Raw genomic sequence first — 17377 nt, forward strand, 5'->3', positions numbered from 1 at the left:
TGTCGGGGTGGTCTGCGGGGTGGCGGCGCCTGTCGAAAGCCGCGTGAGCCGGTCGGCTCACAGGGCGAAGGACAGGGCCTCCAGGAGGGCGTCGTTCGCGCGCTGGTTGCCGACGGAGATACGGCACGTGGCGGGGATGACATGACCCGTGTCGGCGACGGCGATCCCCGCGTCCCGGAGCCGCCCCATCACCAGGTCGTGCTTGTGGAGGCGGACCAGCAGGAAGTTGGTCTGCGAGGGGAACACCCGGTCCACCGCGGGGTGTTCGGCCAGTGCCGCGGCAAGCCGCTTCCGCTCGGCGCGGATGAGCTTGATGCTCGCGAGCGCCGGGCCCGCGTCGGTCAGCCGGGCCCGCACGGCGCGCTGCGAGGCGTCGGTGAACCCGAAGGGCACCTGGAGGCGGCGCAGGGCCTCGATGACGCCGGGCTGCGCGAGGGCGACCCCGCACCGTGCCCCGGCGAGGCCCCAGGCCTTGGAGAGGGTGCGGAGCACGATGAGGTTGTCGTGCCGGGCGACCAGGGCCGCGTACGAGGGGTTCTCGCTGAACTCCACGTACGCCTCGTCGATGACCACGACCCCACTGGTGCCCGTGACGAGGGCGTGCACCTCCTCCGGGTCGAGCCTGGTGCCGACGGGGTTGTTCGGGTCGCACAGGATGGTGACCCGCGGGTCCGCCGCCAGGATGCGCTCGGTGTCCAGCTCGGAGAGGTCCTCCCCGCGCAGCGGCACCTCCACGAGCGGAAGCCGCAGGACGCGCGCGAAGTGGGTGTACAGCGGGAACGTCGGGGGCGTGACGCAGACGCTCTCGCCGGGCGAGGCCAGCGCCGCGAGGAGCAGCATGACACCGTCCACCGCCCCGCTGGTGAACAGCACATGGTCGGTGGTCAGGGCGTCGACGCCCGCGTGGCCGGGCAGCGCCGAGATGGTGCGCAGATAGGTGTGGGCGAGCTCGGCCGTGTCGAGGTGGGGGTACTGGCTCTCGGGTCCGAGGAACGGGTTGGTGTTGCTCGTCAGGTCGACCGTGTCGAACCGCGGCTGGTGGCGGAAGCGGGCCGGGCCCGGCACCGGCACCGTCGTCACGGGCGGGGCCGTGAACCGCGACAGCTCCGGTTCCCGCCGCCCGTCCTCCGCGGCCGTGGCCTCCGGTGCGCGCAGCCAGTGGTCGACGGGGACGAAGAGGTCGGCCCCGAGGCACCGCATGCGCTCGGCGTCACCGCGGCCGAGGTGCACCCACTCCAGGCCGGACGTCCGGGCGTCGACGTAGAGCTGGTGGAGGGTGGCCACGTACAGGTCGTCGCGCACGGCGGCGTCCTCGTGGTCGATGGCCTGCGTGAGGCAGTAGACGCCCCGGCCGTTGTGGGACGTGATCGTCAGCCCGGCCTGGACGACGGTGTCGCCGCGCCGGCGCACGAACATCTCGCTGCGGTCGGCCAGCGCGCCGCGGGCGAGGGCGTCGAGGGCGTCGGCGCTGTACGGGTGGTGGCGGCCGTCGCCCTCGCGCCTGCCGTCGCGCTCACACCGGCCGTCGGCCTCGTGCCCGTGCTCCGCCACACGCCCGCTCCCGGCCTCACGCCCGTGCTCCGCCGCACGCCTCCGCTCCGCCTGGCGCCGGTGGAGGTCCGCGAAGGCCTCCCGCGCCCACGGCTTCCCGTCGAGGTCGCGCAGCCGTATCCGCTCCCACGTGGCTTCCTGGGACACGGCGTGGTGGCGGCGCCGGACGTCACGGAGCCGGTCGGCGCCGACGCGGGTCCGCAGCACGTCGTCCACCTCCCCGGTCAGCCGCACGACGCACTCGGGGTCGGCGGGGACCGGCGCGAGGCCCGCCGACCGCAGTGCGCCGGTGTCGTCGCCGCGGCGCACCCCGGGCACGAGGATCTGGCGCACGTCCAACGCGTCGGCGCGGCGGGCCAGCTCCGCCAGGGCGTGCGGGGCGGGGACGGGGCTCGTCGGGCTGTACAGGGAACCGCCGCCGATGAGGGTGGGGCGTTGGAGGACCGCGGGGTCGAGCGTGGCGAACGCCGGGGTGTCCTGGTCGAGTCGGGCCAGTGGGGCCACGGGTTCGGCGGAGCCGAGGGCGGCGCACAGCATCTGCTGGAGCGCGTCGAGATCTGAGGGCCTGCGCATGCTAGCTCCGTCCGCTGTCGAGCCGGGTGTCGAAGTACTCCCCGATGCGTTCCTGGTACTCCTCGAACAGCTCCGCCAGGGTGCGGGCGATGCCGGTCTTCCAGGCGACCGAGCAGTCGCCGATCAGGCCGCGGCGGACGCTGTGGTCGAAGATCGCGGTCTCGCGGCTGAAGTCGCCCCGCTCCAGAAGGACGGGCACTCCGGTGAGCGCGGACATGTACTCCAGCAGGTCGGTGATGCCGACCTCCTCGTCACCGCCCCAGTTCACGACCTGCGCGGGCGTGCGCGCCGCCTCCCACAGCAGCGGCACCTGCCGGACGACGTCGTCGGTGTGCAGGAGGTTGCAGTAGTTCTGGCCCTCGCGCGGCACCGCGCACGGCTCGCCCCGGCGCATCTCGTTGAAGAGGATCATGGGGACACCGCCGTGGCCGTACGGGCCGTAGGCGATGTTGAGCCGGGCGATCACCGAGGGCAGCCCGAGCGCCTCGGCCAGGCCCCGCACGACGCCTTCGGCGGAGAGCTTGGCGACGGGGTAGGTCGGCAGCCAGGGCGCGGTGCCGCCGAGGGGGTCGCCCTCCCGGTAGCGGTGGGTGCCGTCGGCGCGGTGGTAGACGACGCCCGACGACACGTACAGGAATGCCTCCGCGGTGGCGCAGTGCGTCATGAGCCGCGCCGTGCCGACCGCGTTGACGCGCGCGGTCGCGTCGAAGTCCGTCTTGTCACCACGGTGCACCGCCGAGTGCAGGACGTGGGTGAAGTCGCGCGGCAGGTCCTCCAGGTCGCCGTCCGCCATGTCCCAGGTGAAGGTGCGGGCGCCCTGTTCCTCCAGGGCCTTGCGGGCGGTGAGGTCGCCGAAGCGGCCCAGGCACCACACTTCGTTGTCGGCGGCGAGCGCCTCGGCGACGGGCCGCGCGACCTGGCCGGTGCCGCCGGTGATCAGGATCTTCTTGCCTTGCATGGTCAGTGGCTCCTGGTGGTGTGCGTGGTCAGTGGCTCGTGGCCGTGTCGGCGCTGGCAGCGGTGTCTCCGCTGTCTGCGCTGTCTGCGGTCTGTCCCGCGAGTGCGCGGCCCAGTTCGCGGCGCAGGGTCGCCTGGAAGGTCTGTACGTGCTGCGGGCTCATGAGGGTGTAGTGCTCGCCGTCGACCTCGATGTACCGGTTGGTGGCGCGGGTGAAGTCGTCCCAGTGGCGGAGCTGGTCGTTCAGCCACTCCTCCTTGGTGCCGCGCAGCGGGGTGCAGTAGAAGACCTGTGTGCGCGCGACAGAGCCGGAGGGTTCGTAGGTGCGGCCCAGGTGCACCATGCTCTGGGCGAGGTTCACCCAGGCGGTGAACCGCTCGACGGTGAGGTCGAGTTCGGTGAGACGGCGCTGTGGTGCCTGGTCGATCAGATACGCGAGCTGGTCGGCGTCGGGCAGACCGCGGAGCCTGGTGGAGAGCCCTTCGACGTCGGCGGCGGCGACGAGTTCGAGGAACAGGGCGAGGTTGATGGCGCCGTCGGTGAAGGTGATCTCGTTCATGCGGCCGGAGATGCTCGGCGGCAGGTTGAAGACGCCGACGAACTTCACCTCGTCGCCGTCCGCTTCGAGTCGCTTGGCCATCTCGAAGGCGACCGCCGCGCCGTACGAGTAACCCGCGACGGCGTAGGGCCCGCTGGGCTGGGTCCGCCGCATCGCGTCGACGTACGTGGACACCATCTCGTCGAACGACGCGAAGTGGCTCTCGCCCTGCCCGAAGCCCCGGGCCCGCAGCGCGTAGAACGGCCGCTCGCCGGTGAAGTACTTGGCGAGGTTCACGAACACGAGCACCTCCCCCAGGCCGGGGTGCACGCAGAACAACGGCGTTCCGTCGCCGGTGACCTGGAGGGGCACCAGCGGGTCGTAGGCGGCGTCGCCGTGGGCGCTCCGCCCGCCGGTGAGACGCCCGGCGAGGGCCCGTACGGTCGGGGCCTGCAGGAGTGTCGCCATCGGTACGTCGTCGATGCCGAACCCGGTCTGGATCTCCAGCTTGAGCCGCAGCACGTCCAGGGAGGTGCCGCCCAGGTCGAAGAAGCTCGCGGTGACCGGCACCGCCTCGACGTTCAGGACGCGGGCGTAGATGTCGGCGAGCGCGGTCTCGGCGGCTCCCTCGGGCGGCACGTGGGCGCCGAGGAAGCGGGTGCTCACCTCGCTCGCCCGGTGGGCCGCCGCGTCCAGGCCGCCCGCTTCGACGGCCGTGCGCAGCCGGGTGCGTTGGATCTTCCCGAGGTTGCTGCGGGGTATCTGCTCCTCGGTGACGGGGAGGATCAGCTGGGGCCTGAATCCCCAGTGCATCACCGTGGAGCTGCGGACGGCGACGATCGCCCGGTACACCGCCGTGTCGTCGGCGGGGTCGCCCGCCGGGACGAACGCGACGGCGAGCTGCTCGGAGTCGGCGCCGTCGGGCCGGGTCGGGAAGGCCGCGACCTGCCCCCGCCGTACGTCGTCCAGCTCGTCGAGGGCCGCTTCCAGGTCGTGGCTGTAGTAGTTGACGCCGTTGACGATGATGGAGTCCTTGGTCCGTCCGACCAGCGTCAGACGGCCGTCGGCGTCGAGGGACCCCAGGTCGCCGGTGCGGAACCAGCCGTCGGCCGTGAAAGCCGCCGCCGTGGCCTCCTCGTTGCCGAAGTACCCGGCGGTGACCATCGGGCCGCGCAACTGCACCTCGCCCGCGTCGGCAGGCCCCGGCTCGTCGGTGGCGGCGACCACCCGTCCCTCACCGTCGGTGATCCGGATGCGCAGGCCGCGTACCGGCTGCCCCAGTGGAGGGAACTCGGTCTTCAGGTCGCGCGCGGCGAAGTCGCGGTTGAACACGCTACCCGCGCACGTCTCGGTCATCCCGAACGCGGGCACGACGACGTCCTGGCGCAGCCCGTACGGAGCCAGCGCGGCCAGGAAGTCCCGCACGGTCGCGGTGACGGTGGCCTCGCCGCCGGAGATGATGTGCCGCACGTGCGACAGGTCCACGTCGTCGCGGGCGGGGGGCCGCCCGGCGAGCGCCTGGTTGATCTGCCCGAAGAGGAAGTTCGGCGTGAAGGTCACGCGCACCCGGTGCGCCGTGAGCAGCCTGAGGAACTCCACCGGGTCGGCGAGGACCGTCGCGGGGGTGGCCATGACCTGGTCTGCGCCGTTGAACATGGGCAGCAGGTGCGCCTCGATCGCGGCGATGTGATCGGTGGAGATCCAGTTCAACGAGGTGTCGGTGGGGCCGAGTTCGAGGGCCCCGGCCTTGCCCGCCTGGGCGGCGATCAGGTTGGCGTGGGTGAGCCGGACGGCCTTGCCGGCTCCGGTGGACCCGGAGGTGAGCATGAGGAGGGTGAGGTCGCCGGGGTCGGGGGTGTGGGTGTCGGCGGGGTCGGGCTCGGCGTGGCTCAGTTCCTCCACCGTCACGGTGCGCAGGCCGATGTCGGGCAGGTCTCCGTGGGTGGCCTTGGAGGCGACGACCAGCGGGTCGTCCAACAGGGCGCGCAGGTGCTCCAGTTGCGGCTGCCACCGGGAGGGGTCGGCGGGCGGCGCGACGGGGCACGGGACGAGGCCGCCGAGTACACAGCCCCAGAAGGCGCGGAAGAAGGACTCGGGGTCGCCCGCGGCGATCAGTACGCGGTCTCCCGGGGCGGCGCCCCGGCCGCGCAGTCCTCGGGTGATCCGGCGGGCGCTGTCCCGCAGTTCGGCGTAGGACAGGAACGAGCCGCCGATGAAGGTGATGCCTCGGGTGGTGTCCCGTGCGGCGCTCTCCAGCAAGTGCGGAAGCGTCGAGGCGGATATGTGGTCCGGCATAGGGGCGAAGACCTCCGATCAGAAGGGTCGGAAAACGGCCCTGAGTTCCATCACGATGGGGTGTTTTGGGGATGGCGAAGCCGTACGGGGAGAGGCGGGGCCGCTGATGCGCGCCCGGGCGTCCCCGTGTTTCGGTGTTTCGGTGTTTCGGGAGGGCGTGTGTGGTGCCCGGATTACGGCTTGTTATCCGTCACGGCCGGATGGCTTCGTGACGTACTCGGGTAATCGAGGGCGGATGGCGAAGCTCATGGGTCAGCCGAGCTCGTTGAATCGCACGATGTCCTCGATCTTCTGCCGCAGCTTCAGCTCGTCCGGGTCGGACACGATTGCCTGTCCGACGCGGCCGTAGGGACCGAGTGGAGTGTCGGGTGACGACGAGTACTGGATCTCGTCGAAGACGAATCGCCGCTCGAAGTCCTCTTGGGTCAAGGTGTTTCCGTCGGGGCGGCGCAGCAGGAGGTAGCCGTGGAAACGCTCCGGCGCGCTGTCACCCGAGGGCTGTTGTATCCGCTCTCCGAGCGCGAGGCTGATCTCGACGTCGAAGAGGTCGACGCCGAACGTCAATTTGTTGACGTCCGGGGACAGTGCCCCGGGCAGTCGGATCGCGCATTCACCGAAGGTCAGCCCGGATTCCTCCACGAACACTTCCAGGTGGAAGACGCAGTCGGGCGCGCCCAAGCGGGAGAGCGTCTGTCTGGTGATGTCCTCCGTCTGCTGGAAGAGCGCCGTGTGCCGTCTCTTGTCGAGGATGTGCGCGGCGAGCACGGCGCCGTGTGCCGCGCTCAGCGGTGAGTGGTGATAGCGGGTCATCGACGACCACAGGAGATCGCCGCCGCTCCAGATGCCGTCCATATAGACTTCCGGCGCGTCGATGAAGGACTCGGCGACGATCTGTACGTCCGACTCGCCCGGAAGCACGCCGACGGCTCGCGTGAATTCTTCGGGGGAACGCACGACATTCGTCCGCACGGATCCGGCGCCGGTCGCCGGTTTGACGACGAAGACGTCTCCCAGTTCGCCGACGAGGTCGGCGTGGGAGGTGTCCTGGGTGACATAGCGGCAGCGGGCACGCTTGATCTGCGCCGGCAGTTTGCTCTTCTGCAGGTATTTGTCCCGGAAGTAAAGGGCCGTCCTGGAGTCCTTGTTCCCGGGAAGGTCCAGCTGCTGCCGCAGACAAGCAGCCCCGAACACACCCATCTCGTGCACGCTCAGCGCACCCGCCACGTCGTCGAGGCGCGCGGCGAGCACGGCCCGCAGCACCTCCTGGACGTTCTCCATGTCGGCGACGCGCGTGTACCTGCGTCCCGGTGGCGGGCTCGCCGGCGCCTGCACGATGTAGTGGGGATCCAGGCCCCGGCGCCGCAGCGCCCGGTGCAGATCCTCCCGGTACCCGATGACGATCATTGTCGGCATTCTTGTCTCCCCCGAATGCAGCCTGCCGCGATGCTTCTGCCGGCCGGGCCTGACGGATCCGTCAGGCTCAGCCGAGCTCGTTGAAACGCACGATGTCCTCGATCGTTTTCTGAAGTTGCAGCTCGTCCTCGTCGGACACGACGGCCTGCCCGACGCGGCCGTAGGGGCCGAGCGGCGCATCGGGCGACGAGGGGTAGTCGATCTCGTCGAAGGTGAAGGCGCGCTCGAAGTCCGCCTGCGTCAGGGCCTGGGAGCGACGCAGCAGGATGTAGCCGTAGAAGCGCTCCGGTGTTCCGCCGTCCAGCTCCTGAGTGATCTTCTCCCCGAGCGCGAGGCTGATCTCGGCGTCGAAGAGGTCGACGCCGTAGGTGAGTTTGTTGACGTTCGGGGACAGTGCTCCCGGCAGCCGGATCGCGCATTCTCCCAGGGTCAGCCCCGATTCCTCGACGAACGTTTCCATGTGGAAGACGCAATCCGGTGCGCCGAGGCTGGTGAGCACCTGCCCGGCGAGTTCCTCCGCCTGTCGGAACAGGTCCGGCTGCCGCCTTCTGTCCAGGACGTGCGCGGCGAGGACACCGCCCTTGACGGCGCTGAGGGGCGCGATGTGATTGCTGCTCATGGACGACCAGCGAAGCTCCCCGCCCTCCCAGATACCGTCCGTGTAGACCTCCGGGGCATCGATGAAGGACTCGGCGACCACACTCACGTCCGAGTGGCCCGGCAACTCCCCGAGGGCTCGCTCGTATTCGTCAGGAGTGCGCACGATCTCCGTACGCAGAGAACCCGCTCCGGTCGCGGGTTTGACGACGAACACGTCACCCAGATCGGCGGCGAGGTCGGCGAAAGAAGTCCCCGGCGCGACATAGCGGCACCGTGCGCGCCTGACACTGTCCGGCAGTCCGCTCTTCTGCAGATACTTGTCCCGAAAATAAAGGGTCGTCTTCGAGTCCTTGTTCCCGGGAAGACCCAACTGCTGCCGTAGATAAGCAGCCCCGAACACGCCCATCTCATGCACGCTCAGCACGCCCGCCACATCGTCGATGCGCGCGGAGAGCACTGCTCTCAGCAATTCCTGGGCGTTCTCCATGTCGGCGACGCTCGTGAACCTCCGCCCCGGCGGCGGGCTCATCGGTGCCTGTACGAGGTAGTAGGGATCAAAACCGCGACTCCGCACCGCGCGGTCGAGGTCGTCACGGTATCCAACAACAATGAAAGACGGCACTCTTGCATCCCCCGAATTACGTCAAGCCAACACCATCAAGAAGTCGTTCTCAGCAAGACAAGACCTACGTCGAAAGTTTCGCAATCGGTTACTTGGACCATGAGCAATCCGTTGGCATCGTGCCACAACCAAACAGCTGTGTGGATATGCCGGACCAAGATCTTTCACGGGTGAGATGTGACATGGATCACAAGTCAAATCTTTCCCTGCAAGGCCCTCGAAACCGCTTGGTCAGTCAAGGAGAAGAGGGTTCGGCAGTGCCGCACCATGGTGCATGCGCAGCAGTGTGTGCACGACGCCCGAAAGGCCCGACATGAGGCTCGGCGAGAACGCCTCACGTGCCAAACCGCCGACCGGCCCGCGCTGTTCGAGACCGGTGAGGATTTCCCCGTCGAGGTCGGACGCACTGCCGAACTCCACGTCGGACGCGCCGTCGAAGTCCAGGGACGTGAGGAATTCCCAGAGACCGAGGTCTCCGTGGCACAGGGTGTGGCTCCAGCCGAAGCCCTCCGCCGCGCCGGCACACGCGGCACGGCGGACCATGTCCAGGTGCACCGGATCACCCGTGCGCCGGTGCAGGTCGAGCATGCCGACGCCGATTCCGGTGCTGCCGTGGCACCAGCTGGTGAAGAAGTCCTCCTCGGCGCCGACGCGCACATCGAGCCAGTTGCCGTCCGCGGGCCGGTACAGGGACTCCTGGAAGGCGAAGGCCCGCTCGGCCAGCCGCCGCCACCCGCCCCGGTCGGCCGCCGTGCCCGCGTCGCTGAGGGCGAGCCTGGTCAGCGCCCAGCCGATGCCGGTGGCACCGTGCGCGAAGCCGCCGATGCCCTCGGGGTTGAGCCGTGTCGTCCAGCGGGCCCCGCCCTCCTCGACCGTGGCCAGACCCTCCAGGCGGCGCCCGATGTGCGCGGCGGCGGCCAGCCACCGGTCCTGCCCCGTCGCCGCGGCCAGGCCGAGCAGCGGCACGACCGCGCCCGCGACCCCGTTCAGAAGGTCCACCTCGACGTCGTCCTCGACCAACCGCCCCGACGGCGCGAGCAGTTCGGCCCGCGCCGCCGCCCGCTCAAGGAGCCAGTCGTCCCCGAGGACCCGGTGCAGCGCCAGCCACGTCCACACCTGCGACGCCGCGCCGCTGAACGCCCCCGCCGACGGCGTGGCCGTCCGGTCCTCCACGGCGACGAGGACCCGCAGCGCCCCCTCGAACACCTCGCCGGCACCCGGCACCGGATCCGCCCGCCCCGCCCGTACCTCGCTCTCGTACTCCGCGAGCGTCAGCGCCACCCCGCCCTGCCCGGTGTAGAGGTCGGCGGGCAGCACCCTGATCGACCAACCCGCGGGCGTGAACACCGGGCTGATCCACGTGGCCGTGCCGTCGTCGCCGCGCACCGCCCCGTCGCACAGCTGCCGCACCATCCGCGCGGCCAGGGCCCGGCGGCGCCGCTCCCGGTCCCGGGCGTGCGGCTCGTGGGCGGCCGCCTGCACCCGCGCGGGCAGCGAACGCTCGTTGAGGTACGCGCCCACCAGCGCGTCCTGGATGACCGACTCCTCGAAGGCGAGATCGGCGCCGCGCCAGTCCGTGACGGTGGCACCGACGGCGGCCGCGTCCACGGTGAAGCCGAACATCGGCACGTCCCCGACCAGCAGGTCGGCGATCTCGGCGTCGATGGCCGCGCGGTCCTTCGGCGCGCCGGGCAGCACTTCGGCGTTGCGGCGCAGGATGTCCCGGGCGCGCTCGACGGCCGCCGTCTCGTCGTGCAGGGAGGCCGGGTGCCAGAGCATCCGGCCGATGTCGACGTAGGCCTGCGTGGGCCGCAGGATGCGCCGCGCCCGGGCGCCCTCGAACCGGCGCAGGAGTCGGTGCGGGTCGGTGCCGGGCCGGTGCAGGTGCGCGGTCATCTCCCGGAAGCCGGCCAGGATCCGGTCCCAGTACGCGCTCAGTACGGGGGTGGGGCTCGGGTGGTTGCCCGCCGTGGGCATCGCGACCAGGTCCACCTCGAAGCGGGCCGCCGCGGTGCCGCCGTCGGCGATCACGGGGTTCGGGATCAGCGGCTGCTGGCCGGGCAGCGCCCCGACGCCGGAGATGTCCACGCCCGCGAGCGCGAAGCCGGTGCCGCGCACGGGCAGCAGTCCGGTGCGCAGGACGGTGCGGCGGATCGCGGCGGCCGCCACGTCGACCGCGTCGCCCTGGCCGCTGGGCGGGAAGGGGGCGGGGGCGTCGAACAGCGTCTCGCCGTCCACGATCACCGGCACCGGGCCCGCGGCGATCATGTTCTCGGCGTGCATGTCGGTGCCGCCGGTGAAGCGAAGCACGGCCAGCCAGTGGCCGACGTTCCGGTAGAACGCGGCGAGCTCGGCGTCGTCGGCGCAGTAGCGGTGGCGGACGAACTCGGCCCAGCCGTAGCCCTCGCGCGCCAGGGTGCGCGGCACCCGGATGCGGCGGTCCGGCGCCGGGGCGTCGGGGAAGTCCGCGAACAGCTCGTCCAGCAGGGCGCCCAGGGCGACATCGGTGCCGGACGGCCGCGGCTTGTACATGACGCTTCCGGCGGCGAAGTCGGCCCGGCTGACGGTCAGGCCGCCCCGGTGACTGTCGCCCGCGCCGAACGCGAGCGCCCGTAACTCCCCCGCGGGCGCGCCGAGCAGGGGCCGCAGCAGTTCCCGGTCGGCGCCCAGCCGTTCGGCGAAGGAGGCCGTCGCGGCCACGGAGAGCCGTGCCACCGCCGCGATCCGCGCGCCGAGGGTCGGATAGCGCTCGGCGAGCCGGTCGACGTAACCCTCCTGGCACGCCTGCTCGATGAACGCGGCCCAGGTCTGTGTGTCGGACCCGGCCCCGGCGCCCTCGCCGTCGCGCACACCGGCCGCCGTCATGCGCAGGGCGTGCAGCTCGATCAGGAAGAGGCGGGACAGTTTGGCGTGCAAGGACCGCAGCAGGGAGGTGTGCCCGGCGTCGAGGATCACGCCCCGCTCGGCGCGGCCGAGCCCGTCCACGGCGGCGAGGCGCCGGGCGAGGTCGTCGTGCCAGGGGCGGGCGATGGCGCGTACCGGCTGGGCGAACCAGTCCGCCTCGTGCCGCTGCTCAGGTCTGTGCCCCGCCGCCGATCCGCTCACCGTCCACCATCCCCCTGTCCGAAGACCGCCACTCAGACACACCGGACCAACGGCGAGACCGCGGACCGACGCGGACTCTGCGGAGACCACAGACCACCGACCACAGGGCGCGAGGAACCACACGACAGGTCCGGGCACGCGACGTCACGCGCGATCCCCCACGCCCCCTCGTCGGGTCAGCAGCACCAACTGCCGTGGGAACCGCTCGGGCTGGAGCAGAAGCCGTAGAGGGAGTCACTCGGATCGGTGAGCGCGGCCTCGGCGGCGGTGCCGCCGACGTACAGCGGCCCGGCGGGGTTCGCCTGGCCGTAGGCGCTCTCGGCACCCGAGAGCCAGGCGGTGAGCACGGCGGTGGTCGGAACACTGGTCTGGTGCATCAGCGGCCTCCGGACGTGGGGAATGCGGGACGGATCGCCCGAGCCCTGAGTATCAGCCGGAATTGAACACTCGTCAGACGACAATTCCGGCCACAGTGCGGCGGCGCTCCCACGAGGCGTCACGACCCCTGAGGCGTCGCGGCCCGAGAGGCGTCCCGGCCGGACACGCCCGGCCGGGCGGCGGAGATCGCGGGGATGGAGCGCGATCTAGGCGCAGGTGGGGCAGAGCCCCCGGTAAGTGACCTCGACCTGCGACACCGTGAAGCCGAAGCGCTGGTCCTGGGGGAGGTCGGCGAGGAGGTCGCCGCTCGGGTGGACGTCGCGGATGGCGCCGCAGTTCGAGCACACGAGGTGCTGGTGGGGGTGGTGGGCGTTGGGGTCGTACCGCTTGGCGCGGCCGTCGGTGGAGACCTCCATGACCTCGCCGAGGGAGACCATCTCGCCCAGGGTGTTGTAGACCGTCGCCCGGGAGATCTCCGGCAGCAGGTGCGCCGCGCGGGCGTGCACCTCGTCGGCCGTCAGGTGCACGTGGTCGCCGTCGAGGACCTCCGCGACGACACGCCGCTGGGAGGTCACCCGCCAGCCACGCCCTCGCAGTCGCTCCAGCAGGTCGCTCATATCGGTTCACCCATTCAGGCTCGGTGGCGTACGCCGAGTTTACCGGCAGCCGTACGGATTCTGAATCAATATGAATCAGTTGAGCTTCTTGACCTGGACAGCGTCCATCGTAGGATCGGTTTCCTACGATGACCAAGGGAGCGGGACGGCCCGGTTCGGTCGGCCCCACCTCCCCCGCCAGACCTCGTCCGGCGGTCACCGTTCCTCGCGCGCACTCCTCCAGCACCACGATTCACTCAGTTCGAAAGGCTTCCCATGGCTGAGAACCCGGACGCAATCGTCACCGACGCGAAGGTCGAGGAGGGCGGAGGCTGCCCGGTCGCCCATGGCCGAGCACCGCACCCCACGCAGGGCGGCGGCAACCGCCAGTGGTGGGCGGACCGGCTGAATCTGAAGATCCTCGCCAAGAACCCCGCCGTGGCCAACCCGCTCGGCGAGGAGTTCGACTACGCCGAGGCGTTCAGCTCCCTCGACCTGCCGGCCGTCAAACGGGACATCGCCGACGTACTCACCACTTCGCAGGACTGGTGGCCCGCCGACTTCGGCAACTACGGCCCGCTGATGATCCGCATGGCCTGGCACAGCGCGGGCACGTACCGCATCAGCGACGGCCGCGGCGGCGCCGGCGCCGGTCAGCAGCGGTTCGCGCCGCTCAACAGCTGGCCGGACAACGCCAGCCTCGACAAGGCCCGCCGACTGCTGTGGCCGGTCAAGAAGAAGTACGGCAAGAGCATCTCCTGGGCCGACCTGATGGTCCTCACCGGCAACGTCGCCCTGGAGACGATGGGCTTCAAGACCTTCGGCTTCGCCGGGGGCCGCGAGGACGTGTGGGAGCCGGAGGAGGACGTCTACTGGGGCCCCGAGACCGAGTGGCTGGGCGACGCCCGCTACACCGGTGACCGCGAGCTGGAGAGCCCGCTCGGCGCGGTCCAGATGGGCCTCATCTACGTCAACCCCGAGGGCCCGAACGGCAACCCGGACCCGATCGCCGCGGCCCGCGACATCCGTGAGACGTTCCGCCGGATGGCGATGAACGACGAGGAGACCGTCGCCCTCATCGCCGGCGGCCACACCTTCGGCAAGACCCACGGCGCGGGCCCCGCGGACAACGTCGGCAACGACCCCGAGGCCGCCCCGATGGAGCAGCAGGGCCTCGGCTGGAAGAGCACGTACAACACGGGTGTCGGCAAGGACGCCATCACCTCGGGCCTCGAGGTGACCTGGACCGAGACGCCGACCCAGTGGAGCAACCACTTCTTCAAGAACCTCTTCGAGTACGAGTACGAGCTCACCCAGAGCCCGGCCGGCGCGAACCAGTGGGTGGCGAAGAACGCCGAGGCGGTCATCCCGGACGCCTTCGACGCGTCGAAGAAGCACCTTCCGACGATGCTCACCACCGACCTCTCGCTGCGCTTCGACCCGATCTACGAGCCGATCTCGCGCCGCTTCTACGAGAACCCGGAGGAGTTCGCGGACGCCTTCGCCCGCGCCTGGTACAAGCTGACGCACCGTGACATGGGCCCGGTCGTGCGCTACCTCGGCCCGGAGGTCCCCGCCGAGGAGCTGCTCTGGCAGGACCCGCTGCCCGCGCGCACCGGCGAGGTCATCGACGCCGCGGACATCGCGGACCTCAAGGAGCGCGTCCTCGGCTCCGGCCTCACGGTCGCCCAGCTGGTCTCCACCGCGTGGGCCGCGGCCTCGTCCTTCCGCGGCAGCGACAAGCGCGGCGGCGCCAACGGCGCGCGTATCGCCCTGGAGCCGCAGCGCAACTGGGAGGTCAACAACCCGGACGAGCTGGCCCAGGTCCTGCGCACCCTCACGGGCGTCAAGGAGGCCTTCGACGCCGCGGGCGGCAAGAAGGTCTCGCTGGCCGACCTGATCGTCCTCGCGGGCACCGCGGCCGTCGAGAAGGCGGCCAAGGACGGCGGCGTCGAGGTCCAGGTGCCGTTCTCGCCGGGCCGTGTCGACGCCACCCAGGAGCAGACGGACGTCGAGTCGTTCGACGCCCTGGAGCCCGCCGCCGACGGCTTCCGCAACTACATCGGCAAGGGCAACCGCCTCCCGGCCGAGTACCTGCTGCTCGACAAGGCGAACCTGCTCACGGTGAGCGCCCCCGAGCTGACCGTCCTCGTCGGCGGTCTGCGTGTCCTGGGCGCCAACCACGGGCAGTCGAAGCACGGCGTCCTCACCGACAAGCCGGGCACGCTGACCAACGACTTCTTCGTCAACCTCCTCGACCTGGGGACGACCTGGAAGTCGACGTCCTCGGCGCAGGACGAGTTCGAGGCCCGCGACGCGAGCGGCGCGGTCCAGTGGACCGGCACCCGCGCCGACCTGGTCTTCGGCTCGAACTCCGAGCTGCGGGCGCTCGCGGAGGTCTACGCGAGCGACGACGCGAAGGAGAAGTTCGTGCGCGACTTCGCCGCCGCGTGGAGCAAGGTCATGGACCTCGACCGGTTCGACCTCGGCTGAGAAGTCCCTGACGTCGGGTGACCGTTGAGGTCGCCGCACCGCACCGACGTCGCACAGCACCGACGTCCAGGTCGGCCGGAATCGGCCGACCTGGACGTTTTTCGTGCGCCCGCGGCTCAGCAGGCCGCGTCGACCGAGCTCATCTTGTTGTCGTGGCGCGGGTCGAGGTTGCCTTTGAACCCGCCCGGCATCGGGCCCAGGCGTCCGGAGTAGATGCCGTCGTACAGGATGACGGTGGTGGAGGTCTTGTTCCAGGCCGAGGTGGCCTTCCCGTCGAGATAGCCGGGGACCCGGTGCTGGCCGCAGCTGGGCACGATCCAGATCAGTCCCTCGCCGTTGTAGTGCTGGAAGAAGCAGGTCCCCGCGCCGCACCGGTCGTACGCGTCGCGCGCGGCCCTGTCACCGTCGGTTCCGGTGACGCGGTAAAGGCCCTCGACGCCCGGGACCTCGGTGAACCGGGTCTCCGCCGCACTCGCGACCGTCGGCGCAATCAGGGCCATGACAAGTGCGGCAACGCTGACCAACGCTCTTTTACGCACGCGTCCTCCTCAGAGTGGGGAATTCGGCCCCAAGGCCGACCGGCCCGGCAGATCCTGGCGGAACCACTCCCTTTCGGGAAGCCAAATATCGGCCTCTTGGGTCATATGGGCGGCGCATTTCCCATCCCGCGCCTTCCGGTCATTGAAGGACATCAAACCGCCAACTGTCCCGGAGCCTTGCCTTCCGGTGCGAAAGCGATGGCATCGTCCGGATGCGGCGCCCAACAGGGCACCGCTGGAAGAACTGCCTGACTCAAGGAGTTCCTTTCGTGGGGAAGAAAGCCGGCACGTTTCTCGTAACCGCCGCACTCGCTTCGATGGCCCTCGTCGGCCAGGCGAGTGCGGCTCCCACCGACCACAGCGCCGCCACAAGCGGCAAGGCACGGGCGGGAATCCTCTCGGATCAAGTGCGCTACGCCCCCTTCACCCTCAACCACAACGAGTCCGTCAGCTCCAACACGGCCAGACTGGTCATGCAGTCCGACGGCAACCTCGTGGTCTACGACGAGTTCAACCGGGCCAGATGGGCCTCGCGCACGGTCGGCAAGGGCTGGACCGCCCGCCTGCAGGAGGACGGCAACTTCGTCGTCTACACCCGTAACGGAGCGCCGGTCTGGGCCTCGAACACCGCGGGACGCCCCGGTTCCCGCCTGGTCGTCCAGGACGACGGCAATGTCGTGATCTACGACGGCAGCCGCGCGGTCTGGGCCTCCAACACCGCCCACTGACCCGCGCGCACCGCGCCCTCCCGCACCACAGGCCGGGCCCTCACGAGGGCCCGGCCTTCTTCGCGCCGCCATGTCACAGCCGCGGCGCGCGGCGCGTCACACGCGGTCGGCGACGATCAGCAGATACTGGAAACTGCCGTTGCGGTAGGCGTTCAGGAACGTTTCTTCGATTCCCGTCACCAGATGGTCGGCCTCCTGCCGCAGCTCCCAATAGGGCATGGCGGCGGCCGTCAGATCCTCCACGTGCACCGGTACGAGGCGGTGGTGCGCCATCGCCCGGAAGTACTCCGAGCGCGGGTGGATGTCGCAGATGTAGTGGGCGTTGATGAGGGACACCTCGCGCGATGCCCGCCCGTAGGTGTCGTTGTAGCAGCCGGTGATCGTCACGTACCTGCCGCCGCGGCGCAGCAACCGGGCGTGCTCGGCGAACAGCAGCTCCAGCTCGACGTACATCGTCGACTCGTTGTTCCACGACGCCGCGAACGCGCCGGTCGGGAAGCCGGTGTCGAGCATGTTCAGGTGGTGGTAGCGCACCTTGTCGTCGATGTGCCGCTTGCGGGCCTGCTCGCCCGCGAAGTCGGCCTGCTTCTCGGAGAGCGTGACGCCGTCGGCGTAGCAGTCGTAGCGCAGATGGGCCACCACGGAGCCCCCGCCGCGCCCGCAGCCCGCGTCGAAGACACGGTCCGTGGGCGAGAGGGGGCCGAGGTGGGAGGCGAGCAGGTCGGCCTGGGCCTGTTCGAGCCGGTGCAGCTCGGCGGTGATCCGCTCCTGCCGGGCCGCGGGGTCGGCCACGTCGAGCACGGACCGGTCGGCCGCTCCGATGCCGTAGTGGTGGTGGTAGAGGTCGTCGATCCTCCCGAGTTCGAGATTGACCGGGTTCTCCTCGGCGTTCCAGTAGTCCGCGACGCGGTTCTGGTAGGTGGACTGGGCGGGCACCGGTACGGCGGTGGTGGGCCGGGCGTCGGCAATGGTCAACAGGGTCTCCTCA

The 17377-nt window shown here is 70.4% G+C and carries 12 protein-coding genes; 2 read left to right on the forward strand and 10 right to left on the reverse strand.

The window, feature by feature from the left end; genetic code table 11:
- Positions 1-57: 57 nt before the first annotated feature.
- The 8 genes from AB6L24_RS01015 to AB6L24_RS01050 all read right to left on the reverse strand — a co-directional run bounded on the left by AB6L24_RS01015 (position 58) and on the right by AB6L24_RS01050 (position 12650).
- Positions 58-2124, reverse strand: coding sequence for an aminotransferase class I/II-fold pyridoxal phosphate-dependent enzyme (locus AB6L24_RS01015; protein ID WP_405650900.1), 2067 nt, complete (start codon positions 2122-2124; stop codon positions 58-60).
- Between the two features lies 1 nt (position 2125).
- Positions 2126-3082 carry an NAD-dependent epimerase/dehydratase family protein gene (locus AB6L24_RS01020; protein WP_405650902.1) on the reverse strand — a complete coding sequence of 319 codons (957 nt, stop codon included), beginning with the start codon at positions 3080-3082 and terminating at the stop codon, positions 2126-2128.
- 28 nt (positions 3083-3110) lie between these two features.
- Complete coding sequence (locus AB6L24_RS01025) at positions 3111-5915, reverse strand: AMP-binding protein (protein ID WP_405650904.1); 2805 nt, start codon at positions 5913-5915, stop codon at positions 3111-3113.
- 252 nt (positions 5916-6167) lie between these two features.
- The gene (locus AB6L24_RS01030; protein WP_405650906.1) at positions 6168-7328 is read right to left on the reverse strand and encodes an acetyl-CoA carboxylase biotin carboxylase subunit family protein; all 1161 of its coding nucleotides are present in this window, start codon (positions 7326-7328) and stop codon (positions 6168-6170) included.
- Between the two features lie 67 nt (positions 7329-7395).
- Entirely contained in the window at positions 7396-8550 is a 1155-nt protein-coding gene (locus AB6L24_RS01035; protein WP_405650908.1) for an acetyl-CoA carboxylase biotin carboxylase subunit family protein, read from the reverse strand.
- Positions 8551-8781: 231 nt separating this feature from the next.
- On the reverse strand, positions 8782-11655 hold the full coding sequence (locus tag AB6L24_RS01040; protein ID WP_405650911.1) for a type 2 lanthipeptide synthetase LanM family protein: 2874 nt from the start codon (positions 11653-11655) through the stop codon (positions 8782-8784).
- Positions 11656-11831: 176 nt separating this feature from the next.
- Complete coding sequence (locus AB6L24_RS01045; RefSeq protein WP_289943152.1) at positions 11832-12032, reverse strand: DUF6229 family protein; 201 nt, start codon at positions 12030-12032, stop codon at positions 11832-11834.
- A gap of 207 nt (positions 12033-12239) precedes the next feature.
- Entirely contained in the window at positions 12240-12650 is a 411-nt protein-coding gene (locus tag AB6L24_RS01050) for a Fur family transcriptional regulator (protein WP_405650914.1), read from the reverse strand.
- Between the two features lie 255 nt (positions 12651-12905).
- Between AB6L24_RS01050 and katG the strand changes: the two genes are divergently transcribed.
- The gene (gene katG / locus AB6L24_RS01055; protein WP_405650916.1) at positions 12906-15122 is read left to right on the forward strand and encodes a catalase/peroxidase HPI; all 2217 of its coding nucleotides are present in this window, start codon (positions 12906-12908) and stop codon (positions 15120-15122) included.
- A 116-nt stretch (positions 15123-15238) separates the two neighbouring features.
- Here the strand turns inward: katG and AB6L24_RS01060 are convergent, their stop codons facing one another.
- Complete coding sequence (locus tag AB6L24_RS01060; RefSeq protein WP_405650918.1) at positions 15239-15622, reverse strand: peptidase inhibitor family I36 protein; 384 nt, start codon at positions 15620-15622, stop codon at positions 15239-15241.
- A gap of 308 nt (positions 15623-15930) precedes the next feature.
- Between AB6L24_RS01060 and AB6L24_RS01065 the strand changes: the two genes are divergently transcribed.
- Positions 15931-16389 (forward strand): hypothetical protein, encoded by a 459-nt coding sequence (locus AB6L24_RS01065; RefSeq protein ID WP_405650920.1) that lies wholly within the window; start codon positions 15931-15933, stop codon positions 16387-16389.
- Positions 16390-16485: 96 nt separating this feature from the next.
- Here AB6L24_RS01065 and AB6L24_RS01070 read toward each other — a convergent pair whose 3' ends face one another.
- Positions 16486-17364, reverse strand: coding sequence for a geranyl diphosphate 2-C-methyltransferase (locus AB6L24_RS01070; RefSeq protein ID WP_405650923.1), 879 nt, complete (start codon positions 17362-17364; stop codon positions 16486-16488).
- Positions 17365-17377 lie beyond the last annotated feature (13 nt).

The sequence above is a fragment of the Streptomyces sp. RK9 genome, assembly GCF_045070545.1.
Classification (GTDB): Bacteria; Actinomycetota; Actinomycetes; order Streptomycetales; family Streptomycetaceae; genus Streptomyces; species Streptomyces alboflavus.